We start from the raw sequence: 23,768 nt of genomic DNA, 5'->3' as shown, positions 1-23,768 counted from the left end.
GATTCCCGATGTCCGGCCGGGACAGTCGATCGAGCTCCTCAAGGAGCTCCACATCCTCACCCGCGACGGCAAGCTCAACCAGGACAGCCGGCGCAAGCTGAAGCAGGTGTACCACCTCTACAACTTCATCGAGCCCCTGCTCGACGAAGTCATGAGCGCGCGTGGGGACCTCACGCTCGCCGACCATGGCGCCGGCAAGTCCTACCTCGGCTTCATCCTGTACGACCTGTTCCTGAAGTCGCGCGAGGGTGGCAAAACCGGTGGCCACATCTACGGCATCGAGACCCGCGAGGAGCTCGTCGCGAAGTCGCGCGAACTCGCGGACCGGCTCGGCTTCGAGCGCATGAGCTTCCTGAACCTCTCGGTCGAGGAATCGATCCGCTCGGCCGAGCTGCCCGAGCACATCGACATCGTCACGGCGCTGCACGCCTGCAATACCGCCACCGACGACGCCATCCGCTTCGCGCTCGAGAAGCGTGCGCGCTTCATCGTGCTGGTGCCCTGCTGCCAGGCCGAAGTCGCGGCCACGCTGCGCAAGCACAAGAACGAATCCTTCGGCCGCACCCCGCTGTCCGAGCTGTGGCGCCACCCGATCCACACGCGCGAATTCGGCAGCCAGCTCACCAACGTGCTGCGCTGCCTGCTGCTCGAGTCGCACGGCTACCAGCTCACGGTCACGGAACTTGTCGGCTGGGAACATTCGATGAAGAACGAACTCATCATCGCCCGCGCCACCGGCCAGCGCCGCGGCAACGCGCGCGAGCGGCTGGAGAGCATCCTCGCCGAACTGAACCTGCAAGACCTGCGCGAGCGTTTCGTCTACTGAGCCGCACACGGGGCGTCAAACTTGATCACGGTGAAGTACGCACCGGTTGTGCGCTGGTAGGCTGTTGGTTCACAAACAGACCGCGGGTCCCCCCATGTCCGATGTTCCCTTCCCCGTCCTGGTCGCCGCCGTCTTCCTGTTCGGCACCCTCGCCATTCTCCACGTGTTCATGCGGCAGCAAGAGGCACAGCGCAACCTGCCCGAACGCGACCAATACCTCGCCTCGCACGGCCTCGATTCGGTCGTGTGCGCACACTGCCGCTCGATAGACACCCGCGAGTTCGGAATCAACGATTCCGGCGACGACCGTCGCGTCGTCGCCTGCTCGCAATGTGACAAGCCCCTTTTCCGCTACACGCGGGGAACGCCCGGCTCGCTCCAGAACGATTCCGCATAGGGACGGGTCAACGCGGCATCTGCTCCCGGAGGCCGATCATGGAACTCGCATCCCTGACTTCCTCGCTGCTGGCCTCGCTCGGCGTCGCGAAGGAGCGCTTCGACGGCGGCGAGCTTGCCGTCCATAGCCCGATCGACGGCAGCCTGATCGGCCGGGTCGGAGCCGCCGACAAGGCCGCGACGGAGGCGGCCATTGCGCGCGCGCATGACGCCTTCCTCGCCTGGCGCAGCGTGCCCGCTCCGCGGCGCGGCGAACTCGTGCGGCGCTTCGGCAACCTGCTGCGTGATCACAAGACCGACCTCGGCACGCTCGTCACGATCGAAACCGGCAAGATCCGCCAGGAAGGGCTCGGCGAAGTGCAGGAGATGATCGACATCTGCGACTTCGCCTGTGGCCTCTCGCGGCAGCTGTACGGTCTCACGATCGCCAGCGAGCGGCCGGGCCACCGCATGATGGAGCAATGGCACCCGGCCGGAGTGGTCGCCGTCGTGTCGGCCTTCAATTTCCCTGTCGCGGTATGGGCATGGAATGCGATGCTGGCGTGGGTGTGTGGCGACAGCGTGGTGTGGAAGCCATCGGAACGCACGCCCCTCACCGCGCTCGCCTGCAGGGCCCTGTTCGAGCGCGCATGCCGCGGCGTGAGCGAGGCCCCGGCGGGCCTGCTCGAAGTCGTGACCGGTGGCCGCGAGCACGCGGCTCTGCTCGCGGACGACCGCCGCATAGTGGTCTTTTCCGCGACCGGCTCCTGCGGCATGGGGCGCGCACTGGCGCCGCGCGTCGCAGCGCGCCTGGGACGCTCCATCCTCGAGCTGGGCGGGAACAATGCCGCCATCGTGTGCCCCAGCGCCGATCTCGCGCTCACCGAACGCGCCATCCTCTTTGCCGCGGCGGGCACGGCCGGACAGCGCTGCACGACGCTGCGCCGCCTGATCGTGCATGAATCGATCGCCGACACGTTGCTCGAGCGGCTGCGCGCGGCCTGGCGCCGCATTCCCGTCGGCAGCCCCCTCGACACCTCAACCCTTGTCGGCCCGCTGATCGACACCGGCGCCGGGGCGGCGATGGATGCCGCCCTCGCCGAAGCAAAGGCAGCGGGCGGCAAGGTGTTCGGCGGCGAAACGGTGACGGTGCGCGGCTCCGAAGGCGGTTGCTACCGGCGCCCGGCGCTGGTCGAAATGCCCGCGCAGCACGACATCGTCCGCCGCGAGACCTTCGCCCCCATCCTTTACGCGATGCGCTATTCCACCCTCGACGAGGCGATCGCGTTGCACAACGACGTGCCCCAGGGGCTCGCGTCGTCGATCTTCACGCAGGATCTTGCCGAAGCCGAACGCTTCCTGTCCGCCGCGGGGAGCGACTGCGGAATCGCCAACGTCAATATCGGCCCCTCGGGTGCCGAAATCGGCGGAGCGTTCGGCGGCGAAAAGGACACCGGCGGCGGACGCGAATCGGGCTCGGACGCGTGGAAGGGCTACATGCGCCGCGCGACCTGCACGATCAACTATTCGGGCGCGCTGCCCCTCGCGCAGGGCATCCGCTTCGGGCTGGACGAAACCTGAGCCGGTCGGGCAGCCCTAGCTCGCAGGGGCCGCAGCGGATTCGCGCGTGACGAGGAGTTGGTCGATGCGGTAATTGTCGATGTCGACCACCTCGAACTTGTAGCCGCCGTAGCTCACCGAATCGGTGCGCTTGGGCACCTTCCGCAGGGCATACATCATGAAGCCGGCGAGGGTCTCGTAGTTCTCGCTACCTTCGAATTCGTCGATCTCCAGCGCGTGCATCACGTCCTCGATCGGCGTAATGCCGTCGATCAGCCACGAATCGGCGTCGCGCTTGACGATGAGCTCCTCCTGCAGCGTGCTTCCCAGTTCGCCCATCACCGTGTTCATGACGTCCTGCAGGCTCAGCAGGCCCACGATCAGGGCATATTCGTTAACAATCAGCGCGAAGTCCTCGCGCGCTGCGCGGAAGCGGTCCAGCGCTTCGAAAAGCGTGAGCGTGTCGGGAATGACGAGCACGCTGCGCACCATCGGGTCCGCGCGCAGCGAGAGTTTCTGCCCGGACAGGATGCGCGTGAAGATGTCCTTCAGGTCCACATAGCCGACCACCGTGTCGATCGTGTTCTCGCACACCGGGAACTTGCCGTGCGGCTGATCGGTGAGCTTCTTGCGGATGCCCTCCTCGGATTCGTTGAGCGTGAAGAAGACGATGTTCTCGCGGTTCGTCATCGCCGAGCCGACCGTCCGCGTATCGAGCTCGAACACGTTCATGATGAGCTCACGCTCCTGGTTTAGCAGGGTGCCAGTCAGGGCACCGGCCTCGGCCATCGCAACGATATCCGCCGAAGTGATGTCCTCCGCGCGCACGTTGGGCAGCTTGAACAGCGCGAACAGGCGGTTCGCGAGCCCGTCGAAGAGCCACACGGCCGGGGCGAACGCAATCAGGAACACCTGCATCGGCTTCACCACCGCGACCGCGACGCGCTCGGGCGCGACCATCCCCAGTCGACGCGGAATCAGGTCGGCGAAAAGGATGAACAGCGAGGTCACGACGATGAAGGACAGCACGAAGCTCAGCGTGTCGAGCATCGGTCCGTCATAGACGAGCGCGATCACGCCCGAAATCGCGGGCGACAGCGCCGATTCGCCGACGATGCCGCCCAGGATCGCGATGGCGTTCAGCCCGACCTGCACCACGGTGAAAAAATGGCCCGGGTTCTCCTGCAGCGCGAGCACCCGCGCCGCGGCCGCGTCGCCGCCCGCGGCCATCAGCCGCAGCTTGATCTTTCGCGACGCAGCGAGAGAAATCTCCGAAATCGAAAAGAACGCGCTCAAAGCGATGAGCGCGGCAATGACCAGCAACTGATTCGACAGACTCACGATAAAACTCCGCACTCCTCCGCAGCAGCCCCCCGCGGCCGCCATGCGCCGCCGCGTGCCTGCAGCCGACGCGGGGCTTTACCGAGTCAAAAGAGGATCTCGAAGCCGACGCCCAGCGCCCAGCCGCGCCGGTTCTCGTCCTTCGCATCGCCCTGCGGCCAGAAGTGTCCCAGGCTCACCTCGACGAGCGTCCAGTCCCGATACACCGGCTGCTTCCAGATCGCACGCACGCCGGTTTCGGACACATTGTCCGAACCCGCGGTCGCTCCGCCGATGAGGGCTTCCAGCGACAAGGTATGCTGGTCGCCGAAGTTCTTGAAGATACCCATACTGTTCGACCACGCCAAGCCGTCCGTCTCGTCCGAGATCGTTCCGGCAAGCTGCCAGCGAAACGCCAGGGTCCGGGTGAAGCCGTGACCGAAGCTCAGCGCGGTCGTCGAACCGACACCGTCCTTGCGGTTCCAGAAGAGCGTCTCGCGGAAGTCGATGCGGTTGCGCTCTCCCAGCGCCCAAGCCATCTTGTAGCGCGCCTGGGCATAAGGCTTGATGCCGCTGCGCAGACCCGCACGGAAGTCGATGTTGTCGCGCAACGCGTAGCCGACTCCGGCGAAAAAGGTCTGGTCCTCCCTGCGGTCCTCGGCAAGCAGCAGTTCGCGCCGGGTGAAGGGCTCGGGCTGGTCGATGAGGAGCTCCCGCTCGTTCTCCTGGCCGAAGAACAGATAGGTCTTTTCCTTCACGTTCGGCATGTCGAGCTTTGCACCGAAGCGGAAGCTCGCGTCCGGGCTCTCGTGCTGCCGGGTGAGGAACTTGAAGCCGATTCTGCCCGACACGCTCCCGCCCTGCTCGAACGGCCTGTCACCGAACCAGCTGTCGACGTGCCGTGCAACGCCCTCGGTGAAGCCGTGCACCATCACACGGCTGCGGTCGAGAATGGACGATCCGGATCCGGCCGGCTGCGGCGTGCCTGACACGTCCGCCCCCGCCGCCCACCCGCTCGCGAGATATCCGAGAAGCATGCAACCCGCCAGACTGCGCCTCATGACCGATCCCCCCTGCAGCAATCGGAAAGCCGACATCCCTGTCTAATCTACGGTGTCCGACCGAAAAAGGCGAATCTGCGACGACGAGCGGCGGGAACCCCGTCACGAATGCCACATGGTTTCCCGCCGTGGGCGATCAGCCGCGCGGCCCCATCAGGCGCTCCGGCTCGACGGACACCGTCTCGGTCCCGTCCGTGATCCACAGCTGCCCGTCCTGTATCGTGCATTGCAGGCGCATGCTGCGTGCGGTCAGCGCAGCGAGCGCCGGGGCGACGTCCCCGGGCAGGTTCAGCACGGTGAGGTTCGTCAGCCGCGTGAGTTTGTCGCGAATGCCGTTCCACCAGACGTCCGCCGCTCGCCCGTAGCTCATCACGACGACTTCGCGCGCGCGGCCGCAGGCCTTGCGGATCCATTTCTCGTCCGGCTGACCGACGTCGATCCAGCGCTCGACGAGGCCGGTCAGATCCTTCTGCCACAGGTCCGGTTCATCGTCGACGCACAAGCCCTTGGCAAAAGCGAGCGCGGGATCGGCGTACAGCGCAAACGCGAGGATACGCACCATCATCCGTTCGTCGGTCTCGGACGGATGGCGTGCGATCGTCAGGTTGTGGTCGCCGTAGTAGTTGCGGTCCATGTCGGCGACCACGAGCTCGACCTTGAAAATGGTTGCCTTGAGGGCCATGTCGTTCGATTCCCGCTGCGGCCTCAGGCCGCTGTTGATTGGTTGTGCCGCGCTTCAGTGCGTCGGGGTTCCGGCGGGGCGGCGCGCCTGCTGCCACGCGAGCACCGCATGCGTCGCATGCGCCATCACGCGGTCGCGGAACTGCGCTGGCAGCTCCTTCGACAAGGCACCGAACAGCGCCTCGTTCATCTCGCGCGCCAGCCCGTCGGCAGCCAGCCCTTTGGCCAGGCACTGGATCTGGATATGCGCGACCGCATCGGCCACCAGGCGCCAGCCGAGCACCGGCATCAGTTCCGTCAGCGCGAACATCATCCCGCCGAGCCGGGTCAGGATCGCCGTCGCCTGCTCGCGTTCGTCGCTCGCGATCATCGCGTGCCAGAGGGCGAGATGGATGCCGCGCCTGAGGTCGATCTTGAAGTCGATCGCGTCGCCCTCGCCTTCGGCGATCGCCGCGAACTGACGCTGAAAACGTGCTTCCTGCTCGGGGCCCAGCGCGGTGTGCAAGGCGCCGAGGAGTTCCGACAGGCCGGGGATCGCGACCAATCCGAACGCCTGGCTGTACGCGAGCCCCCACTGGTCCAGCCCCGAGACAAGCATCGCCAGGCGCAGTGCGCGGGCGTCGTCGTCGGCGGCCGCGCGGCTCCAGTTGCCGAGCGCCGCGGCAAGCGTCTCGACGCCGCGCGCACGGCCGGCATCATCCTCGTCCAGCGTCAGGCGGAACACCTGCGCAAAGCTGTCCTGCGCCATGCGCGCAGCGAGCTTCTGCACATCGACCGCCGCCAGGGCGGCGAGCGAGTCGACCGGGATCGTGTCGGCGGATACGTCTTGCGTCATGTCTGCGGTCCGGCAAAAGGGGCGTATTCTGAGCCCCGCGCAAGCGGACGGCAAATATCGTCCGACGCTGCTGCGGTCGGTCTTGTGCATTGCGCCATTCCTGACAGAATGTGCCCATCCTCCCGAACCCCGACGAACATGTCCGACCTGCCCTTCGAATCCCTGACCCCCGATCTCCTTCTCGACGCGCTCGAGAGTGTCGGGCTGCGTCCCGACGGTCGCATGCTGGCCCTGAACAGCTACGAGAACCGCGTCTATCAGGTCGGCATGGAGGACGCCCTGCCGCTGATCGTGAAGTTCTATCGCGCCGCGCGCTGGAGCGACGAAGCCATCGCCGAAGAACATGCTTTCGTCACCGAACTCGCCGCGCGGGAGATTCCCGTCATCGCTCCGCTCGCGATTGCAGGCGCCACGCTGCACCATTTCGCCGACCAGCGCTTCGCGGTCTTTCCGCGTGCTGGCGGCCGGGCTCCGGAGTTGTGCGATCCGGCGACGCTCGAATGGATGGGGCGCTTCATCGGCCGCATCCACGCCGTCGGCGCCTTGCAACCCTACCGGGAAAGGCCGACGCTGGATATCGCAACCTTCGGCGTCGAACCGAGACGCTACCTCCTCGACCACGACTTCATCCCCGCCGACCTGCTTGCGGCTTGGACGAGCACCGTGGACCAGGCGCTCGACGGGGTGCGACGCTGCTTCGAGCGCGCCGGCACCGTCGCGCACATCCGGCTGCATGGCGACTGCCACGCCGGCAACGTGCTATGGAGCGAGTCGGCCGCGGCCCCGGGGCCGCAGTTCGTCGACTTCGACGACACCCGCATGGGACCCGCCGTGCAGGATCTGTGGATGCTGCTGTCGGGTTCGCGCGAGGAGATGAGCCGGCAGCTCGGCGACGTGCTGGCCGGGTACGAGGACTTCCACGAGTTTTCCCCGCGCGAGCTGCATCTGGTGGAGGCGCTGCGCACGCTGCGCCTCATCCACTACTCGGCGTGGATCGCCCGTCGCTGGAACGACCCGGCCTTCCCGCTCGCCTTCCCATGGTTCAACACCCAGCGCTACTGGCAGGACCGGGTGCTGGAGCTGCGCGAGCAGGTGGCCGCGATGGACGAAGCGCCGCTCTGGTCGATTTGACCCCGCCCGTCAGGCTCGCCGCAGGAAGGAGGGCTCGCGCGACTTCGGCGGCTGTGCGGTGCCGGCGCGGAAGCTGTCGAGCGTGCGCCGCAGGTGCGCCGCGTCCTCGTCGCCGAAACCGCGTTTGAAGTCGGTGAGCACCAGCCGGGAACGGGTCAGCCAGTTGCCGGGCGCATCATCCACCGCGCACCACGACGCCGTCGACACGTCGGGCACGTGCTGCGCGAGCCACAGCATCGCCTCGCGTTCGCGCAAACCGTGCAGTTCGGCGCCGTTCTTGGGAATGACATGCGGCGTCGCGCCACACACCCGCGGACGGATGTCCTCGGCGAAGCGCCCGACCAGTTTGGACAGCGAAAACAGCATTCGCCAGTCCGAAGTGATGACGATGCGCGCTTCTTCATAGTCGCGCACGACCGCCTCGATGTGCGGCAGGCAGCGAAAATCCTCGACCTCGCCCCACGGGTGGGTGACGCCGTCGAAATCCATGAAGATGTAGCTATGCCGAGTCATTGATTGGTTACCGATAGAGTAACGGCGCGAAGGCGCACCGGATGCTAGAATGCTGCATTGCGCAAAATCTGGCAAGTAGCCTTTAAAAATGGCGAATTGCGGGTTTCACCTATTGCTAAAGACATAAGCGCAGCATCGTACTGCCGCAGTGCACCATTTCCGTTCCAGTTTTCCCGAGGATTCCCCATGAAACCGATCGTCAATCTCGAAGGCAAGGTCGGCCTGATCACAGGCATCGCCAACGAAAAATCCATTTCCACCGGCATCGCCGAAGCGTGTGCCGAGGCAGGTGCGAAGCTCATCATCACGTATCAGAACGACAAGACGCGCGCCTTCATCGAGCCCGTCGTCAATCGCCTCGGCGTCGAGGACGTGTATCTCCTGGACGTGACGCGCCCGGAAACCCTCGCCGACGTGCATGACAAGATCGCGGCGCGCCACGGCAAGCTCGACTTCGCAATCCACAGCATGGCCTTCGCCAAGCGCGACGACCTGCACGGCCGCGTAGTCGACACCTCGGCGGACGGCTTCGCGATGGCGATGGACGTGTCGACGCATTCCTTCGTGCGCCTCGCCAAGATGGTCGAGCCGCTGCTGGAGCGCGCCGGCGGCGGATCGCTCGTCACCATGACCTACCTCGGCAGCGAAAAGGTGATCCCCAACTACGGCGTGATGGGCCTGTGCAAGGCCGCGCTGGAAGCTGCGACCCGCTACATGGCGTTCGAACTCGGCAGCAAGAACATCCGCGTGAACGCCGTCTCCCCCGGCCCGCTGATGACGCGCGCCGCATCGGGCATCGCCGGCTTCGACGGCCTGATGGCGACCGCGGTCGAGCGCTCGCCGATGCACGCCCTCGTCACGCCGGAGGACATCGGCGCGCTGACGGCCTTCCTCGTCTCCGACGCCGGGCGGCTGGTCACCGGCGGGGTCCATTTTGTGGACGCCGGCTACAACATCATGGCCTGAGACGCGAGGCGGCGGTGATCGATCTCGCCGAAGCACGCGCCCGACTCGGTCGTATCGGACTCCGCCTGCCCGATCCGATCCCCCCTCATGCCCTGCTCGCGGGCTTGAGGGAAATCGGACGGGGCGAATACAGCATCGTGCTGCAACACCCCGATCCCGACCGGGTCTACAAAGTCGTCAGTTCGCCCGCCGACCTGTTCCTCTACACGGCCGACGACCGCCCGCGGGGTCCCCACTTCCCGGTGGTGTACGCACACCACGGCGCGATCGGGCGCGCAGCCTCCGGCTTCCCCTTCCATCTCCTCGAGATGGAGCGTCTCTACCCGCTGCAGGACGGAACCACGGCAGCCGATCAGGCCGCCCTGTTGATCGACGGCTACTGGTCGGCCTGCCTCGAACGTACGCAACTGGGTGGGGACATGGGCAGGATCGCGCTATACCATGTGAGCCTCGCGCCGCCCGCGATAAGCGAATCGCTGAAGCTCGCATTGAAGGCGCTGTCGGACTTCGTCGAGGAGTATCAGGTGCTGCCGGACATCCTCAACGCGGACAACATCATGATGCGCAGGGACGGCACGCTGGTATTCTCCGACCCGGTATTCATCGCCTGAGCGATTCCCCACCGTACAAAGGGCCACGATGAGCGACTTCGACGAGCACCACCCGCGCCACGCGCCGTGCACCGGCGTCGGCATACCGCGCAGCGGCGCATTCGACCCCGCGGCGTTCGAACGTGCGGTCAACGACCTCCTGGCCGCCTGCGGCATTGCCCCCGACACCACCCACATGGGCCGCACCGCCACGCGCGTGCGCGAACTGTGGCAACGGCGCCTGCTTGGCGGATACGAGCTCGACCCCGCCGAGGCACTGGGCGACGGCTTCCCCGACGAGCGCTCGGACATGGTCGTGATTCGCGGCATCGCCGTGCATGGCGTGTGCCCGCACCATCTCGTACCCTTCCGCGGCGTCGCGCATGTCGCCTACCTTCCCGGCGGACGCCTGCACGGCTTCGGGCGCATTGCCCGCCTGGTCGACGCCATCGGGCACCGCTTCACGTACCAGGAATGGATGACGCGCGACATCGCCGATGCCTTGCTCCAGCACGGCCATGCGCGGGGTGCGGCGTGCATCATCGAGGCGGAGCAGCTGTGCCTGCTGCTGGGCGAGGACCGGCGCGGCGACGAGCGCGTCGTCACGCAGGCCTTCGCCGGCGAATTCGAGACGCGCGAACACCTGCGCAGCGAGTTCCTGCACGCCGTCGCAGGGCGCGGCGCGCGCTGACCTCCCGCGTTTAGTGAAGCGTGAAGGTCGGCACCCCTTGCGCGCCGATCTCGAGCATCACGACCTCCTTGCCGCGCAGCGTCACCGAACCGTGCACGCGGTCGTTGCCCGAAACCGAGTACTCGAACTCATAGACGCGCTGCGGACACAGCCGCCCGTCCTCGTCGCGGACGAACCGGAACGAGCGGCTCGAGACGGTTTCGTCGAGGAACTGCACGCCTTCGCGACGGCATGCTGCCCTCGCCGCCTGAACGCCGATTTCGCGCGTCCTGGCCCCGTCCAGCCAGAACCAGCCACACAGGCACAGCAGCATCAGGGCCAGCAACTCGGCAAAACTTATCATCGGGGACTCCGCAAGACCGGATGCAGGCACCGGGTCGTCATTCGAGCTTCATACCGTCCATCACAGCAAAGAACAAACCGCCGAGCAGTGCGGACAATGGCACCGTCAGCAGCCACGCCGCGAAGATGCGCTGCAGCTGCGTGCGCGTGACCAGTTCCTTCCGATAAACCTCGCGCAATACCCTGCGCTCCCGCTTCGAGAAATTCGCCGGATCCGACTTCTGCTTCGAACGCGCCTTCAGCTCGGCGAGCAGCGCCTTCTTTTCCGGCACGCCGGCACGCTCGAAACGGCCGAGGAAAGCGTCCATCGCCGCCTGATCGCCTGCCGGATGTTGCGCCCTCATGTCCGCAACCATGCGCGCGTAGTTCCCCTTGAGGTACTCGCGCAGAAAGCCGACGCCGATCACTGCGCCGACCGCGATATGGGTCGTGCTTACCGGCAGGCCCAGCGCGCTGGCGGTAATCACCGTCACGGCCGACGACAGTGCCACACAGAAGGCGCGCATCTGGTCGAGTTCGGTGATCTCCTCGCCCAGCGTGTGGATCACCCGGGAGCCGAACAGCGCAAGCCCCACCACCAGGCCGAGAGCACCAGTCAACAACACCCAGAACGGTACCGGTGTCAGACGCGCGACGGGTCCGTCGAGGTGCGCGAGCGAATCGACGATCGACGCGAGCGGTCCCACAGCGTTCGCCACGTCGTTCGAGCCGTGCGCAAAGCACAGCAACGCGGCGGCGAAGATCAGTGGATGGTTGAACAGACGGTTCACGCCCGACTTGGTATTCGCGATGATGTAGTTCGGGTTCGACAGAGCACGCCGCACGTACAGGTACACGGCCCCCGCGGCGACAATGCCGCTGCCTGCCGCCACGGTGAAATCGGCCGCCCACAAACGCCCGAAGCCCTGCATCAGCAGGAAGGTCCAGAACGACCAAGCCATGAGCGCCACGAGCCCGGGCAGCATGCGCCGCGCCGCGGCGACCATGTCGACCTGATAGGTGATGATGCGTTTGATCAGGTAAAGAAACAGCGCCGCAAACAGTCCGGCCAGCACCGGCGAGATCACCCAGCTCGCGGCAATCGCACCGATGACCTTCCAGTTCACGACGTCCGGCCCCAGCGCTGCGACACCGGCCCCCAGCACCGCGCCGACGATCGAATGCGTCGTCGACACCGGCATGCCGAAAGCCGTCGCGACGTTGATCCAGAGTCCGCCGGCAAGGAGTGCGGCCATCATGACCCACACCATGGTCCAGGCGTCGCCGATATTCGCGGGATCGATGATGCCGCTGCGTATCGTGCGGATCACGTCGCCCCCCGCGATCAGGGCGCCCGCAGCCTCGAACACCACCGCCAGGCCGAGCGCGCCAGTGAGCGTCAGCGCCTGCGCGCCCACGGCAGGCCCGACGTTGTTCGCAACGTCGTTGGCGCCGATGTTCATGGCCATGTACGCACCGAGGACGGCGCCGACCACCACGAGCACCCCACCTTCGGAACCGCCCTTCAGCGCCGCATACAGCATCACGCCCACGACGAAGAACATGGTCGCCCCAAGGCGCAGCAGTTCGCCGTGCCCCTGGCGCGTGGCCTTGTCGATTTCGTCTATATGCTTGAGTTCCAACTTTCAGCCGACCACTATGCGAACGCGGAATTGTTCATTTTCGCAGAATCCTGCGGCGCCTCAGAGGCGATCGCATTTGTCCGACCGTCCGCGGGATTTGTCGACCGGATAGCGCTCGGCGTTGATGCGCATTTTCGTCCTCGCGGCGTCTGCCAGGTCGACACCGAGAACGTCGGCCAGGCGCACGAGGTACAGCAGCACGTCGGCCAGTTCCATCGCCACTTCCGCGCGTGCCGGCTCCGGCAATGCGGCGGACTCGTCGCCGCTCAGCCACTGGAAATGCTCGATCACCTCGCCGGCTTCGCCGGACAGGGCCATGGCCAGGTTCTTGGGCGTATGGAAGCGCTCCCAGTCGCGTTCGGCGGCAAACGCACGCAGCGCGTCGCGCAGCGCGTCGAGGCTGTCCTGCCCGCTCATTCGATGTGATGCTCCAGGTCGAAACCCGCGCCCTCGTCCTCACCGAGCGCGCGCACCAGCCACGGCATCACCGACTCGAGCGTCTGCGGCAACACCCACGGCGGATTGACGATGTAGAGGCCACTGCCGAACATCCCGATGCCGTCGCGCGTCGGTTTGCGCACCGCGAGCCGCACGTCGAGCCAGCTCTCTGCACCGAGGTCGGCCAGCCGCTCCGGCAGCTGCCGTGCTTCAGGGCGCGCAAGCATGGGGTACCACACCGCGTAAGTGCCGCCCGGAAAGCGCTTCATCGCGTCCGCGACGGTATCGACTACGCGGCGGTAATCCTCCTTCATCTCGTACGGCGGGTCGATCAGCGCCACGGCACGCCGCACCGCCGGCGGCAGAAGTCCGCGCAAACCGGCAAACCCGTCGGCCTTGCGGATCAGCACGCGATCCGTATCGCGCGCGAAGGTCTGTTCGAGCAGCGACACGTCGGCCGGATGCAGTTCGAACAGGCGCATGCGGTCCTGATCGCGCAGTTGCGTCATGGCCAGCGCGGGGGAGCCCGGGTAGAAGGTCAGGCGCCGGTGCGGATTGAACTGGGCGACCGCGTCGATGTAGGCGCGCAGCGCCTCCGGCAGATCGTCGCGCTCCCACAGGCGTCCGATCCCGCCCGAGAATTCAGCGGTCTTGCCGGCCTGTTCGCTGTCGAGCGCATAGCAACCCGCACCGGCATGCGTGTCGATGTACCACCACGGCTTGTCCTTGCGATTGAAATAGCGCAGCAGCTCGATCAGGACGAAGTGCTTGAGGACGTCGGCATGGTTGCCGGCATGGAAGGCGTGGCGGTAACTGAGCATGGAGGATGCGGAACGGAGTCAGGCGCCGAATGCTAACACTGCCTGCTATGATTGCGGGCCGCTGGCGCGCACCGCCGGCTCCAACGGAGACAAGAAAGATGGCGATTTACGCCCTGGGCGAACATACCCCGAACTTCGGCGACGGGTGCTGGGTAGCGGACAACGCCACGGTGATCGGGCGTGTGGCAGCCGGATCCAACGTGAGTGTCTGGTACAACGTCGTGATCCGCGGCGACAACGATCCGATCACGATCGGCGACAACACCAATGTCCAGGACGGCTCGGTCCTGCACACCGACGACGGCGTGCCGCTGAAGATCGGCTCCGGCGTCACCGTCGGGCACATGGTCATGCTGCACGGCTGCACGGTCGGCGACGACACGCTCATTGGCATCAACGCGGTCGTCCTGAATCATGCAGTGATCGGCAAGAACTGCATCATCGGCGCCAACGCGCTGATTCCGGAAGGCAAGGTCATCCCCGACCGCTCCCTGGTCGTCGGCTCACCGGGGCGCATCATCCGCGAGCTCACCGACGAGGACATCGCCGACCTGCGCCAGAATGCCCTGAACTATGTGCAGAACTCGCGCATGTACGCCGCCGAGTTGCGCCACATCACGCCCGACCTGCCCAAGCGCCGCGACTGAGCGGGCTGCAGCGGGGTCCTGCGACGCGCACGGGGAACGTCATGTTCCCCACGCACTTGTCAGAATGTCGCCGCCGGCGGGTGCCGCGCGAGCCAGATCACCGCACCGAGGATCACCGCTCCGCCCAGCACCTCATTGAGCTCGATCGCCTCGCCGAGGAAGATCGCCGCGAGCACGAAGGTGACGACCGGCTCGAGCGTCGACAGGCATGCGGCATCGGCCGCGCCCAGTTTCTGCAGTCCGACGAAGAAGCTGACCATCGCAATGACGGTGGACACCACGGCGATCAGCAGCACGGCGACCCAGCCCGTCGCCCCTTGCGGCCACGCGGCACCGGAAACCCCGAGCAGTCCACCAAACACCACGGCCGCGGCCATCATCACCACGGTCGCACTCGCCAGCGGCGCCTCCTGACTCATCACGCGGTTACCAACGAGGATATAGACGGAATAGATCAGGGCCGCGCTCACCCCGAGGATCACCCCCAGCGGCCGTCCGCTGAGCTCGCCGCCGATCGTCAGCGCCGTTCCCGCCAGCGCGGTCAGCACGGCCATCACCCGCCCCGTCGTGAGCCGTTGCCGCAGGAACACCGCGCCCAGCACCGTCACGAGGATCGGGTAGAGATACAGCAACAGGGCGACCAGGCCAGCCGAGGCGTAATTCAGCGCCTCGAAGAACGCGTACGACTGGGCGACGTACCCGATCCCGCCCATCGCGGCGAGAATCGCCGCATTCCGCGCGGAAGGCCAGCGGCGCCGGGTCGCCAGCATCACGACAGCCATGAGCACGGCGGAAATCACGAAGCGCAGGAACAGGACCGTCACGACGTCCGCACCGCTGTCGCGCGCAAAACGGGCAAAGATCGCCATCGCACCGAACGCCGATGCCGATACTGCGACGTAAGCCGCGCCGACGAAGCGCTCGTTATGCATCCGCCCTCTCCGACAAAAACCTCGAAGCTTGCCGAAGCCGCGGGACGCGGTCAATGAAGTTCGGCTATGCGCGGATGTTTCCGGGTGGTTCGCGCGTCAGTGCGCCTTGAACTGTGCCGAGATGCGTTCCGTAACTACGGCTACGTGTTCTATTCCTCAGGAAGCCGGAGGGCGGGACGGCGAAAGGCACCTAGCCCCGCCATCGCGCGTCCGCTGCCACGATGCACCCGGCTTCAGCGCGATTCCAACCAGCGGTCGCGCAACTCGCCGAGCGCCCGTTCGTCCAGGCCGGCACGCACCCGCAGGTAGTCCTGCATCGAACCATAGCGCTCGGTCACCGCATCGAGCGCCGAATTCAAATACTCCGGCCTCGCATCGAGGATCGCATCGACCATCTCTTCGGTGACGTGCCGCTCGGTGATGCGCTGGATGATCCGTGCCGTCGCGGCGCGACGCCCAGCGCATGCAGGATCACCGCGACGGTGAAGCCGGTGCGATCTTTCCCGACGACGCAGAGCACGAGCACCGGCACTTCGTCCTCGCGGAAAAGCCGGAACAGCGTCGCCAAGTGTGGCGCGAGCGCCTCGGGAAACTGGCGGTACATCTGCCTCATCATCGCCACCGCGCCTTCGGCACCGTGACCCGTGCGCAGCGGCTCGATCAGTTCGGGGTTGGAGCGCACATCACCGACGAGTTCGATCGGAATCTGCCTCATGCCCTGCTCCGGCAGACGGTTCGGAAACCGATTGCGCTCCGCAGCCGTACGCAAGTCGCACACCGTCTTCACGCCAAGCGAAGCAAGCACCTCCCAGTCCGCTGGCTGCAGACGATCCAGCTGGTCCGAGCGCAGCACCACATGTCCCGCGATACGGCGGCCGTCATTCGTCGGCAAACCTGCCAGGCTGCGAAAGTTGAATGTGCCGCTCAGTTGCCGATGCAATCCTGTCCCCTTCCCTATCTCCGCATTGCGCAATCGGCGCTGTCTCCGCTCCCGTGCCCGTACGCGAAATCCCGCGCTGCGGGTCCAGGACACCTCCGCCGGAAGGTGCGATGGCCCGATACGGACGCGCACGGGGGCGCCAGCACTAACCGCTAATTCTGCTCAATTCGAAGAGGTAGTGCCAGAAGTGGGATAGCGATTCTGCGGTGCCCTGCGTTGAGCCAGCAGGCGAACGCCCTCGTCCGGCGCTTCACGAACCTTGTCCCGGAGTGAATCGCTACCCCTGATACAGGTAGCGCTGAAACCCGACGAACGCCTTGCGAACCACATCCGGCGAGCCCAGATCCGCGAACGCGTCGGCGATCGCGTTGTTGTACCTGAGCTTGAGCAAGGGGCCGAGCTTGTCTGTTCCGTGCGAGTCGGCCGGGAGTCGGCCGGAAATAAGCCAAATGCGCTAATTTACCCGGTATTGCAAAGCTTCAGGCGCTCCTACAACGCCACCACGCTGTGGGTGGCGGCGTTGCAGGGATTTCACCAGCGCAGCGCCCCTGATGCGGGGAGCCGCTAGTGGTGACTTGCGGTCAAGCGGATCTTTCTAGCGTGCGGAAGACATCGCCTCGTTATCGGCACCGCGGTCCAGGCTGAGCTTCCCCGGGCCCGCAAGAACGATGTAGATCATGCCGCCCATGATCGCGAGATTCTTCAGGAAGTGATTGAGCTGGTTCTGATAGCTGGCCTGATCGGCTGCCCAGAATTGATGGAACACCAACGTCGCCGGAACCAGGAAAAGAACGATGGCAGCCGCCGCCCATCGCGCTTTCCATCCGGTGATGATGGCCAGTCCGCCAAGCACTTCAAGGGCGATCGTGCCGACCAGGAGCACTTCGCTCATGGGGATGCCCTTCGAACTCATGTACCCGGCAACGCCGGCAAACTTCCCGATCTTGCCGATGCCGGAAATGACGAAGATCAGACCCAGGAGGATTCGCCCGATAAGGAGACCTGCTGTCTGTCCGTTCTGTATGCTGGCCATGATTTGCTCCTGTGAAGAAAAGGTTCTAAGACGTTCGGCCGATTTCGGGTCGCATTGTGGCTTCTAAAGCAAAATCCACAAATGTAGAATGGTTAAAAACATTCTTCGGTAAATCGAAATAATGAGCATCGACCGCTTCGAAGCCTTGCGAGTGTTCTGCCGTATCGTCGAAGCCGGCAGCTTCACGTGCACGGCGCGGCAGCTCGAGATGTCGAATTCCTCTGTGACCAACCATCTGACGAATCTGGAACGTCACCTGGGGGTTCGCTTGCTCAATCGAACGACTCGCAAGCTCTCCCTGACCGACGAGGGCAAGGCGTGCTACGAGCGGGCCCGCGAACTCCTGGACGGATTGGGCGAGATGGAGGAGCGCCTGCGCGGCGCAACGCTGGTTCCCAAAGGTGTTCTCCGGGTCGACGTGCCGACGGCCATCGGGCGCATCTATATCGCTCCGGCTTTGCCCCGTTTTGCGGCGCTTTACCCCGAGGTTACGGTGAAGATGACGCTCGGCGACCAGATCGTCGCCCCTGAAGAGAGAGGGGTGGACGTCTCGATCCGCATCGGCAACCTGAAAGACTCCGGGCGCGTGGCAAAAACCATTCACCGCACGCGCCATGTCTGCTGCGCATCGCCGGATTTCCTGGCCAGGCACGGCACGCCGGGTTCCCCTGCCGACCTGGCGAGGTGTCCGCAGCTTGGTTTTCTGCAGCCGACGACGGGCCAGCCAGTCCCGTGGTTCTTCGAGCGAGACGGTGCCGCTACCGAGCACACGCCCGACGCCCGCATCTGGATCAATCACGCTGAATCGTTGATCGACGCAGCACTATCCGGCGCGGGCGTCATCCAGCTCTTGTCCCTCTCGCTTCAGCCGCACATCGAGAAAGGGACATTGGTGCCGATATTGGCGGAATGGACTGCACCGGGCCCTCCAATATCCATCCTCTACCCGCCCAGCCGCCACCAACCGGCAAAGATCAGCGCGTTTGTGAAATTCGTGGGTGAGCTCTTCGGGACTCACGTTTGATGGCAGCAAGCGAATCGGGGCAGTTCCCATTAAGCAGGCGGCGCCTTCGCCTGCAGCACCATCACACCCCCAAAGCACGTATCCTTGCGTCCTTCCCGATTCGGTCGAGCTCCGCAGTGCGGTCCCGTGCGCGTTCGTTTCCCTATCCGCCCGCAACTGCAATCCCCAGATACCAGAGCCTTATCTCATGATCACCCTCAAGGACGTCACCCTGCGACGTGGCGCCAAGGTGTTGCTCGACAACACCTCCGTCATCCTCAACCCCGGCGAAAAAGTCGGCCTGGTCGGGCGCAACGGCGCCGGCAAGTCCTCGCTGTTCGGCCTGCTCAACGGCACGCTGCATGAAGACGCGGGCGACTTCAACATCCCGGCGGCCTGGCGCATGGCGCAGGTCGCACAGGACATGCCGGAGACCAGCCAGTCGGCCACCGACTTCGTCATCGAGGGCGACACCGCCCTGCTCGCCGCGCAGCAGGAAGTCGCCGCCGCCGAAGCCAGCGACGACGGCGAACGCATGGCCTACGCCTACATGGCGCTGCACGACGCGGGCGCCCACGACGCCCAGGCACGATCCCAGGCGCTGATCCTCGGGCTCGGCTTCAAGACCACCGAACTGTGCAATCCGGTGAACAGCTTCTCCGGCGGCTGGCGGATGCGCCTGCAGCTCGCCCGGGCACTGATGTGCCCATCCGACCTGCTGCTGCTCGACGAACCGACCAACCACCTCGACCTCGACGCCCTCGTCTGGTTGGAAGCCTGGCTCAAGCGCTACGCCGGCACGCTGGTGGTCATCAGCCACGACCGCGAATTCCTCGACGCCATCACCGACGTCACGGTGCACATCGACAACCACAAGCTGACGCGGTACGGCGGCAACTACTCGACCTTCGAGGACACGCGCGCCCTGCAGCTGGAGTTGCAGCAGAACGCCTACTCGAAGCAGCAGGACAAGATCGCCCACCTGCAGAAGTTCATCGCCCGCTTCAAGGCCAAAGCGAGCAAGGCCAAGCAGGCCCAGAGCCGGGTCAAGGCGCTGGATCGCATGGACAAGCTCGCACCGGTGCTCGCCAGCGCCGACTTCACCTTCGAGTTCAAGGAACCGCTCAACCTGCCCAACCCGATGCTGGCGATGGAGGAAGCCTGCTTCGGCTATCCGCCGCCCGACGACGCCCCCGCAGGCACGCCGCCGACGGTGATCGTGCGTGGGGTGAACAAGTCGGTGATGGCCGGCGAGCGCATCGGCATCCTCGGCGCCAACGGCCGCGGCAAGTCCACGCTGGTGAAGACCATCGCGCGTGACCTCGCCCCCACCAGCGGCGTCGTCACCGAGGGCAAGGGGTTGCGCATCGGGTACTTCGCCCAGCAGGAACTGGACGTGCTGCGCCCGCAGGACAACCCGCTCGAACACATGGTGCGCATGGCGCGCGAGGGCCTCCCGGCCGGCCAGAGCGGTCGCGAGCAGGATCTGCGCACCTTCCTTGGCACCTTCAACTTCAGTGGCGACATGGTGCAGCAGCCGGTGGGCACCATGAGCGGCGGCGAAAAAGCGCGCCTCGTGCTGTGCATGCTCGTGTGGCAACGCCCCAACCTGCTGTTGCTGGACGAACCGACCAACCACCTCGACCTCGCGACCCGCGAAGCGCTGGCGATGGCGCTCAACGAATTCGAGGGCACGGTGATGCTGGTCTCCCACGATCGGGCCTTGCTGCGCTCGGTGTGCGATGAGTTCTGGCTAGTCTCCCGCGGCGGCGTCGAACCCTTCGACGGGGACCTGGACGATTACCAGCAATACCTGCTCGACGAAGCCCGCCGCGCCCGCGAAGAGCTCAAAGCCGCGCTCAAGAGTCCGAAGCACGAGCCCGCGCCGGCGCCGGTTGCCGCCCACCGGATCAGCCCGGAGAAGCTCAAGAGCCTCAAACGCGACCTGGGCAAGCTGGAGCAAACGATCCTGGAAGTACAGGCGCGCAAGCACGCCACCGAAGCCCGACTGGCCGGATCGCCGTCGGTGCAGCTACTCGCTGAATTGGGAAAGGAGTTGCAGCAGATCGACGAAACCCTGAATGCCCACGAGGACAGCTGGCTGCAGCTTTCCGAGGAGATCGAAGCGGCAAGCCGGGGCTGAAGCCGCGAAGCGGCAGTCATCGCTTTGCGGTGCGCGAATGCGAGAATCGGCTCCGGCTCACCGGAACCTTCTTCGCGATCTCTCGTCCATCCGCTACACCAAGCCACACGCAGGAACCCGCATGCAACGCGATCCGAGACTCGACGCCCTGTTCAATAACCTGAAGCAGCACCCGCCCAAGCCTGTCGGCCCGCTGCAGAAGATCGCCGCGATCGCCGTTGCCGTGCTCGTGTTCGGCCTGGCGCTGACCTTCTCCATCCTGTTCTTTGCGGTGGTGGTGGCCGTGGGCGGGCTGATCTGGGGCTATCTTTGGTGGAAGACCCGCAATCTGCGCAAGGTGATGCAGGAAGCCCAAGCCCAGGCGCAGGCCAGAGGGCCCGCCCCGCGAGGCCCGGCCGCCGACGGTACGGTGATCGAAGGCGAAGTCCTGCGCGAAATTCGCGAAGAGGATCGCGAGGCCCCACGCAACTGACTCCGGCGGCAAGGTCGGCCGCGTTACCTGTCCAGCTACATGGACTCGTCCATGCGCGCCCGCCGCGCGGCATCTTCGGCGCGCGCCGCCTCGATGACCTGCATGACTTCGTCCAGGTCGGCGAGCTTCTCGTCACGCTTGAAGTTGCCGGTCAATTCGATGTCCGGATGCAGGCTACCGGACTCGTAGAGCGACCAGATTTCCTTGCCGTAATCGGTGGTCAGTAGCTCCGGCGCGAACTGGCCGAAGTAGGCGGCGAGGTTGTCGACGTCCCGCTCCAGCATGCGGCTGGCGTTGTTGTTGGCGGCCGCACCGATCGCCTGCGGCAGATCGATGATCACCGGTCCATCGGCATCGACCAGGATGTTGTATTCGGACAAGTCGCCGTGGACGATGCCCGCACACAGCATGCGCACCACCTGACGCACCAGAAAGGCGTGGTAGCGCCGCGCATCCTCTTCGCTCATCACGATGTCGTTGAGCCGCGGCGCCGGTTCGCCGTTCTCGTCGGCCACCAGCTCCATCAACAACACACCTTCGTGGAAGTTGTACGGCGTCGGCACGCGCACGCCGGCCGCGGCCAGGCGATATAGCGCATCGACCTCGGCGCTTTGCCAGGCGGCCTCCTGCTCCTGCCGCCCATAGCGCGAACCCTTTGCCATTGCGCGCGCCTGCCGGCTGTTCTTGACCTTGCGGCCTTCGGTGTAGTCGACTGCCTGACGGAAGGCGCGCTTGTTGGCTTCCTTGTAGACTTTGGCGCAGCGCACTTCCTCGCCGCACTCAACGACAAACACCATCGCCTCCTTGCCGCTCATTAGCTGGCGCGTGACGCGGTCGACGAGGCCGTCGGTCACCAGCGGCTCGATTCTGCTTGGGGTTTTCATACTTTGGTCCTGCTGAACTGCATGGAATGGGGCTAACCGAGTAGATTACCACCTCCCATCGGGGCAGAACTCGTTCGGCGCGTAATCCTTACGAACCATGATTCGCGTCGTGATCGTGGGGGACGTAAAATCCACCCATGACATCGAATGCAATGAACGAAGCCGAAGTGGACGACGGAGTCGTCCGCGTGAAAGAGCCGCGCCTATGGCAGGACGACGGCTGGACCGCCCGCGTCATCAAGAACATGGACGACGAGGGATGGGCGGTCGAAATGATCAAAGATGGCGAGCCCGAGCCCGCCCTAGTGGGGCCTTGGACGATGGGGCGCGACAAGAAGAACCCGAAGCCCCTTGACCCCACAGCATTCAACACCCTGGTCAAGACCGCCTCCGAAGTCCTACGCCGCCATGAGCAACAGCTGCACGCGACGCTTCACAAGAAACTCACCGTGAACACGGAGTCCGGCCCGGTCAGCGTCACGCTCGACATTGTTGTCGACGAGTACGATCCCCATGCCCTGCTGGGGGCCTACGACGCTGCGGGCGAAGAACTGGCCCGACTGCGCGTGGATGCGGGATTCAAACTGACCACGGCCAGCGCGCAGGCGTGGATCGAGGATGACTTCCGCAGGCCGGGCTGATCGACCTTTGCGGGCGACATCGGACGAGATCAGCGGGCGCAGCGCTACAACGAGATCTTCCGCCGGTCATCGCGCAAGAGGGATGGCGGGATGTGAGCACCGGATATCTATACGTATAAAATACTTTCCGAAACGGCCAAGAATTAAAAAAATCCTGTACCGCTTCGAAATATCCGGGCACGAGGGCAACGTTTCATGGACTTGGTTGGCTACGAATTCCTTCGGCGCAGGCTCAACCTGAGCTCCTTCCCGCTGGGCACGAGAACGTTGAACTGACGGAACAGTACCTGTCCGATCTGCAGTCCGCGACGCTCTCGAACCCATACGATCGGGCAGCCTGCTTTCGTCACGAGCAGAACTGGCTACGCGGCGGAGGGCTGCGCGGGGCAAGCAGCGTCACCTATGTGCCGCCGGCCCCCGACCTGCTGACGAGCCTGATGCCTGCCTTCATGGCAGTGGCGAACAGCCTGTCCAAACAGATCGACCCGATCGTTGCGGCATCCGTCGAGTCCTTCGGTTTCGTGTTCCTGCACCCCTACATGGATGGCAACGGCCGCCTGTCACGTTTCCTGTTTCATCACGCCTTGTGTCAGTCCGGCCAACTGGAACGGGGCCTGCTGCTACCCGTGTCAATCGCGATGAAGCGCCACGAGGAGCAGTATCTGCTGGCCCTGCAGTCCTTCTCGAAGCCTGCCCGCAAGCTGTGGGATGTGGCGTGGATCGACGAGGATCAATTCGCGTTCGACTTCAAGGGGCAGCCTTCGATCTATCGCTACTGGGATGCCACGCCTTGTGTCGAATTCGGCTTCCGGATGGCTGAAGAAGCCCTCAACGTCGATCTGCGGCAGGAGACCGAATTTCTCGCGAGCTTCGACCGCATCAGCAGGGCCGTGAACGAGGAATTCGATTTGCGGTCGAACGACCAGCACCTGCTGATCGCGTCTGCGCTGCAAAACGGGGGCGCGATCTCGAAGAACCGGCGCAAGCAGTTGGTTGAAAGGGTGCCCGCCGAAGCCTTCGAGTTCATAGAAGCGCTGGTGAAGGCGGAACTCGCGCAGCAGTAGGCGCCGAGTCCTTCACGCTCTCGATCCGGTCCCGGCCTCTGAACAGAGTGCCGGGTGGGCATGAGGGGGGCGAAGCATCCTTCGTGTGGTGAAGTGTGGGGCATCAAGACGCGTACAAGAAGCGAGTGGGCGGTTGTTGCCGTACACACTGGCTTGCCCAAGAGCGCGCAAGTATACGTTTCGGCGGCTGACCCGAATAACCGCCCCGAGGTTTCCTCCACAATCTCTGTGGGCGAG

General features: G+C 65.1%; 27 protein-coding genes. 13 read left to right on the top strand and 14 right to left on the bottom strand.

The features are described from left to right. Position 1 precedes the first annotated feature (1 nt). The 3 genes from AzCIB_RS07780 (at position 2) to amaB (ending at position 2,782) form a co-directional block, all read left to right on the top strand. Complete coding sequence (locus AzCIB_RS07780; RefSeq protein WP_157058584.1) at positions 2–826, top strand: class I SAM-dependent methyltransferase; 825 nt, start codon at positions 2–4, stop codon at positions 824–826. A 94-nt stretch (positions 827–920) separates the two neighbouring features. Then, positions 921–1,223, top strand: a complete 303-nt coding sequence (locus AzCIB_RS07775; protein ID WP_050415371.1) for a hypothetical protein — start codon at positions 921–923, stop codon at positions 1,221–1,223. A 38-nt stretch (positions 1,224–1,261) separates the two neighbouring features. Further along, positions 1,262–2,782 carry an L-piperidine-6-carboxylate dehydrogenase gene (gene amaB, locus AzCIB_RS07770; protein WP_050415370.1) on the top strand — a complete coding sequence of 507 codons (1,521 nt, stop codon included), beginning with the start codon at positions 1,262–1,264 and terminating at the stop codon, positions 2,780–2,782. 15 nt (positions 2,783–2,797) lie between these two features. On the opposite strand, the gene paeA is transcribed toward amaB, so the two are convergent. The 4 genes from paeA to AzCIB_RS07750 form a co-directional block, all read right to left on the bottom strand. Next, a complete protein-coding gene (gene paeA / locus AzCIB_RS07765; protein WP_232299385.1) occupies positions 2,798–4,102 on the bottom strand; it encodes a polyamine export protein PaeA in 1,305 nt (434 codons plus the stop codon). Between the two features lie 86 nt (positions 4,103–4,188). Then, a complete protein-coding gene (locus tag AzCIB_RS07760; RefSeq protein ID WP_083446921.1) occupies positions 4,189–5,118 on the bottom strand; it encodes a hypothetical protein in 930 nt (309 codons plus the stop codon). A gap of 160 nt (positions 5,119–5,278) precedes the next feature. After that, the gene (locus tag AzCIB_RS07755; RefSeq protein ID WP_050415367.1) at positions 5,279–5,824 is read right to left on the bottom strand and encodes a YaeQ family protein; all 546 of its coding nucleotides are present in this window, start codon (positions 5,822–5,824) and stop codon (positions 5,279–5,281) included. 54 nt (positions 5,825–5,878) lie between these two features. Beyond that, positions 5,879–6,658, bottom strand: coding sequence for a hypothetical protein (locus tag AzCIB_RS07750; RefSeq protein WP_050415366.1), 780 nt, complete (start codon positions 6,656–6,658; stop codon positions 5,879–5,881). 138 nt (positions 6,659–6,796) lie between these two features. Between AzCIB_RS07750 and AzCIB_RS07745 the strand changes: the two genes are divergently transcribed. Then, positions 6,797–7,789, top strand: a complete 993-nt coding sequence (locus AzCIB_RS07745; RefSeq protein WP_050415365.1) for a serine/threonine protein kinase — start codon at positions 6,797–6,799, stop codon at positions 7,787–7,789. 9 nt (positions 7,790–7,798) lie between these two features. Here AzCIB_RS07745 and AzCIB_RS07740 read toward each other — a convergent pair whose 3' ends face one another. Further along, complete coding sequence (locus tag AzCIB_RS07740) at positions 7,799–8,302, bottom strand: HAD domain-containing protein (protein ID WP_050415364.1); 504 nt, start codon at positions 8,300–8,302, stop codon at positions 7,799–7,801. A 186-nt stretch (positions 8,303–8,488) separates the two neighbouring features. Here AzCIB_RS07740 and fabI point away from each other — a divergent pair, with 186 nt between their 5' ends. From fabI to folE, 3 genes are read left to right on the top strand one after another with little or no spacing between them, the layout of a single operon-like run. Then, on the top strand, positions 8,489–9,268 hold the full coding sequence (fabI, locus tag AzCIB_RS07735) for an enoyl-ACP reductase FabI (protein WP_050415363.1): 780 nt from the start codon (positions 8,489–8,491) through the stop codon (positions 9,266–9,268). A 14-nt stretch (positions 9,269–9,282) separates the two neighbouring features. Then, positions 9,283–9,879: a hypothetical protein gene (locus AzCIB_RS07730; RefSeq protein ID WP_050415362.1), complete on the top strand. Its 597-nt coding sequence runs from the start codon at positions 9,283–9,285 to the stop codon at positions 9,877–9,879. A gap of 28 nt (positions 9,880–9,907) precedes the next feature. Beyond that, positions 9,908–10,549 (top strand): GTP cyclohydrolase I FolE, encoded by a 642-nt coding sequence (folE, locus tag AzCIB_RS07725; protein ID WP_050415361.1) that lies wholly within the window; start codon positions 9,908–9,910, stop codon positions 10,547–10,549. Between the two features lie 10 nt (positions 10,550–10,559). Here the strand turns inward: folE and AzCIB_RS07720 are convergent, their stop codons facing one another. From AzCIB_RS07720 to AzCIB_RS07705, 4 genes are read right to left on the bottom strand one after another with little or no spacing between them, the layout of a single operon-like run. Further along, entirely contained in the window at positions 10,560–10,889 is a 330-nt protein-coding gene (locus AzCIB_RS07720; protein ID WP_050418276.1) for a DUF3301 domain-containing protein, read from the bottom strand. A 40-nt stretch (positions 10,890–10,929) separates the two neighbouring features. Continuing rightward, positions 10,930–12,513, bottom strand: a complete 1,584-nt coding sequence (locus AzCIB_RS07715; RefSeq protein WP_050415360.1) for an inorganic phosphate transporter — start codon at positions 12,511–12,513, stop codon at positions 10,930–10,932. Positions 12,514–12,573: 60 nt separating this feature from the next. After that, positions 12,574–12,930 (bottom strand): nucleotide pyrophosphohydrolase, encoded by a 357-nt coding sequence (locus AzCIB_RS07710; protein WP_050415359.1) that lies wholly within the window; start codon positions 12,928–12,930, stop codon positions 12,574–12,576. After that, positions 12,927–13,772 (bottom strand): 23S rRNA (adenine(2030)-N(6))-methyltransferase RlmJ, encoded by an 846-nt coding sequence (locus tag AzCIB_RS07705; protein ID WP_050415358.1) that lies wholly within the window; start codon positions 13,770–13,772, stop codon positions 12,927–12,929. Before AzCIB_RS07705 ends, AzCIB_RS07710 begins: the two co-directional genes overlap by 4 nt. Positions 13,773–13,870: 98 nt before the next feature. Between AzCIB_RS07705 and AzCIB_RS07700 the strand changes: the two genes are divergently transcribed. Beyond that, a complete protein-coding gene (locus tag AzCIB_RS07700; protein WP_050415357.1) occupies positions 13,871–14,419 on the top strand; it encodes a gamma carbonic anhydrase family protein in 549 nt (182 codons plus the stop codon). 59 nt (positions 14,420–14,478) lie between these two features. Here AzCIB_RS07700 and AzCIB_RS07695 read toward each other — a convergent pair whose 3' ends face one another. The 4 genes from AzCIB_RS07695 to AzCIB_RS07685 form a co-directional block, all read right to left on the bottom strand. Further along, positions 14,479–15,351 (bottom strand): DMT family transporter, encoded by an 873-nt coding sequence (locus AzCIB_RS07695; RefSeq protein WP_050415356.1) that lies wholly within the window; start codon positions 15,349–15,351, stop codon positions 14,479–14,481. A gap of 233 nt (positions 15,352–15,584) precedes the next feature. Further along, the gene (locus tag AzCIB_RS24865) at positions 15,585–15,746 is read right to left on the bottom strand and encodes a tyrosine-protein phosphatase (RefSeq protein WP_083446920.1); all 162 of its coding nucleotides are present in this window, start codon (positions 15,744–15,746) and stop codon (positions 15,585–15,587) included. Then, a complete protein-coding gene (locus AzCIB_RS07690) occupies positions 15,707–16,291 on the bottom strand; it encodes a tyrosine-protein phosphatase (RefSeq protein ID WP_050415355.1) in 585 nt (194 codons plus the stop codon). The genes AzCIB_RS24865 and AzCIB_RS07690 overlap by 40 nt, the downstream gene beginning before the upstream one ends. A gap of 595 nt (positions 16,292–16,886) precedes the next feature. Further along, on the bottom strand, positions 16,887–17,324 hold the full coding sequence (locus tag AzCIB_RS07685) for a DoxX family protein (RefSeq protein ID WP_050415354.1): 438 nt from the start codon (positions 17,322–17,324) through the stop codon (positions 16,887–16,889). Between the two features lie 121 nt (positions 17,325–17,445). Between AzCIB_RS07685 and AzCIB_RS07680 the strand changes: the two genes are divergently transcribed. The 3 genes from AzCIB_RS07680 to AzCIB_RS07670 all read left to right on the top strand — a co-directional run bounded on the left by AzCIB_RS07680 (position 17,446) and on the right by AzCIB_RS07670 (position 20,942). Further along, positions 17,446–18,348 carry a LysR family transcriptional regulator gene (locus tag AzCIB_RS07680; RefSeq protein ID WP_050415353.1) on the top strand — a complete coding sequence of 301 codons (903 nt, stop codon included), beginning with the start codon at positions 17,446–17,448 and terminating at the stop codon, positions 18,346–18,348. 187 nt (positions 18,349–18,535) lie between these two features. Beyond that, the gene (locus tag AzCIB_RS07675; protein WP_050415352.1) at positions 18,536–20,470 is read left to right on the top strand and encodes an ABC-F family ATP-binding cassette domain-containing protein; all 1,935 of its coding nucleotides are present in this window, start codon (positions 18,536–18,538) and stop codon (positions 20,468–20,470) included. 121 nt (positions 20,471–20,591) lie between these two features. Beyond that, entirely contained in the window at positions 20,592–20,942 is a 351-nt protein-coding gene (locus AzCIB_RS07670) for a CPBP family intramembrane glutamic endopeptidase (protein WP_050415351.1), read from the top strand. A 35-nt stretch (positions 20,943–20,977) separates the two neighbouring features. On the opposite strand, the gene AzCIB_RS07665 is transcribed toward AzCIB_RS07670, so the two are convergent. Next, entirely contained in the window at positions 20,978–21,826 is an 849-nt protein-coding gene (locus AzCIB_RS07665; protein WP_050415350.1) for a PA4780 family RIO1-like protein kinase, read from the bottom strand. 137 nt (positions 21,827–21,963) lie between these two features. Between AzCIB_RS07665 and AzCIB_RS07660 the strand changes: the two genes are divergently transcribed. Both AzCIB_RS07660 and AzCIB_RS07655 read left to right on the top strand, forming a co-directional pair. After that, positions 21,964–22,467, top strand: coding sequence for a hypothetical protein (locus AzCIB_RS07660; protein WP_050415349.1), 504 nt, complete (start codon positions 21,964–21,966; stop codon positions 22,465–22,467). Positions 22,468–22,682: 215 nt separating this feature from the next. Next, positions 22,683–23,531: a Fic family protein gene (locus tag AzCIB_RS07655; RefSeq protein WP_083446918.1), complete on the top strand. Its 849-nt coding sequence runs from the start codon at positions 22,683–22,685 to the stop codon at positions 23,529–23,531. Positions 23,532–23,768: the final 237 nt, after the last annotated feature.

The sequence above is a fragment of the Azoarcus sp. CIB genome (genome assembly GCF_001190925.1).
Taxonomy (GTDB): Bacteria; Pseudomonadota; Gammaproteobacteria; order Burkholderiales; family Rhodocyclaceae; genus Aromatoleum.
The sequence above is the reverse complement of the archived record's forward strand: the minus strand, read 5'-3'. Positions and strand labels throughout refer to the sequence as shown.

What these genes read in the sequence shown, in the direction of transcription:
- AzCIB_RS07685 (WP_050415354.1), bottom strand. Translation starts at nt 17,324, where the DNA reads ATGGCCAGCATACAGAACGGACAGACAGCAGGTCTCCTTATCGGGCGA.
- folE (WP_050415361.1), top strand. Translation starts at nt 9,908, where the DNA reads ATGAGCGACTTCGACGAGCACCACCCGCGCCACGCGCCGTGCACCGGC.
- AzCIB_RS07660 (WP_050415349.1), top strand. Translation starts at nt 21,964, where the DNA reads ATGACATCGAATGCAATGAACGAAGCCGAAGTGGACGACGGAGTCGTC.
- amaB (WP_050415370.1), top strand. Translation starts at nt 1,262, where the DNA reads ATGGAACTCGCATCCCTGACTTCCTCGCTGCTGGCCTCGCTCGGCGTC.
- AzCIB_RS07745 (WP_050415365.1), top strand. Translation starts at nt 6,797, where the DNA reads ATGTCCGACCTGCCCTTCGAATCCCTGACCCCCGATCTCCTTCTCGAC.
- AzCIB_RS24865 (WP_083446920.1), bottom strand. Translation starts at nt 15,746, where the DNA reads ATGGTCGATGCGATCCTCGATGCGAGGCCGGAGTATTTGAATTCGGCG.
- AzCIB_RS07755 (WP_050415367.1), bottom strand. Translation starts at nt 5,824, where the DNA reads ATGGCCCTCAAGGCAACCATTTTCAAGGTCGAGCTCGTGGTCGCCGAC.
- AzCIB_RS07775 (WP_050415371.1), top strand. Translation starts at nt 921, where the DNA reads ATGTCCGATGTTCCCTTCCCCGTCCTGGTCGCCGCCGTCTTCCTGTTC.
- AzCIB_RS07740 (WP_050415364.1), bottom strand. Translation starts at nt 8,302, where the DNA reads ATGACTCGGCATAGCTACATCTTCATGGATTTCGACGGCGTCACCCAC.
- AzCIB_RS07670 (WP_050415351.1), top strand. Translation starts at nt 20,592, where the DNA reads ATGCAACGCGATCCGAGACTCGACGCCCTGTTCAATAACCTGAAGCAG.
- AzCIB_RS07695 (WP_050415356.1), bottom strand. Translation starts at nt 15,351, where the DNA reads ATGCATAACGAGCGCTTCGTCGGCGCGGCTTACGTCGCAGTATCGGCA.
- AzCIB_RS07705 (WP_050415358.1), bottom strand. Translation starts at nt 13,772, where the DNA reads ATGCTCAGTTACCGCCACGCCTTCCATGCCGGCAACCATGCCGACGTC.
- AzCIB_RS07760 (WP_083446921.1), bottom strand. Translation starts at nt 5,118, where the DNA reads ATGCTTCTCGGATATCTCGCGAGCGGGTGGGCGGCGGGGGCGGACGTG.
- AzCIB_RS07750 (WP_050415366.1), bottom strand. Translation starts at nt 6,658, where the DNA reads ATGACGCAAGACGTATCCGCCGACACGATCCCGGTCGACTCGCTCGCC.
- AzCIB_RS07700 (WP_050415357.1), top strand. Translation starts at nt 13,871, where the DNA reads ATGGCGATTTACGCCCTGGGCGAACATACCCCGAACTTCGGCGACGGG.
- AzCIB_RS07710 (WP_050415359.1), bottom strand. Translation starts at nt 12,930, where the DNA reads ATGAGCGGGCAGGACAGCCTCGACGCGCTGCGCGACGCGCTGCGTGCG.
- AzCIB_RS07675 (WP_050415352.1), top strand. Translation starts at nt 18,536, where the DNA reads ATGATCACCCTCAAGGACGTCACCCTGCGACGTGGCGCCAAGGTGTTG.
- AzCIB_RS07680 (WP_050415353.1), top strand. Translation starts at nt 17,446, where the DNA reads ATGAGCATCGACCGCTTCGAAGCCTTGCGAGTGTTCTGCCGTATCGTC.
- fabI (WP_050415363.1), top strand. Translation starts at nt 8,489, where the DNA reads ATGAAACCGATCGTCAATCTCGAAGGCAAGGTCGGCCTGATCACAGGC.
- AzCIB_RS07665 (WP_050415350.1), bottom strand. Translation starts at nt 21,826, where the DNA reads ATGAAAACCCCAAGCAGAATCGAGCCGCTGGTGACCGACGGCCTCGTC.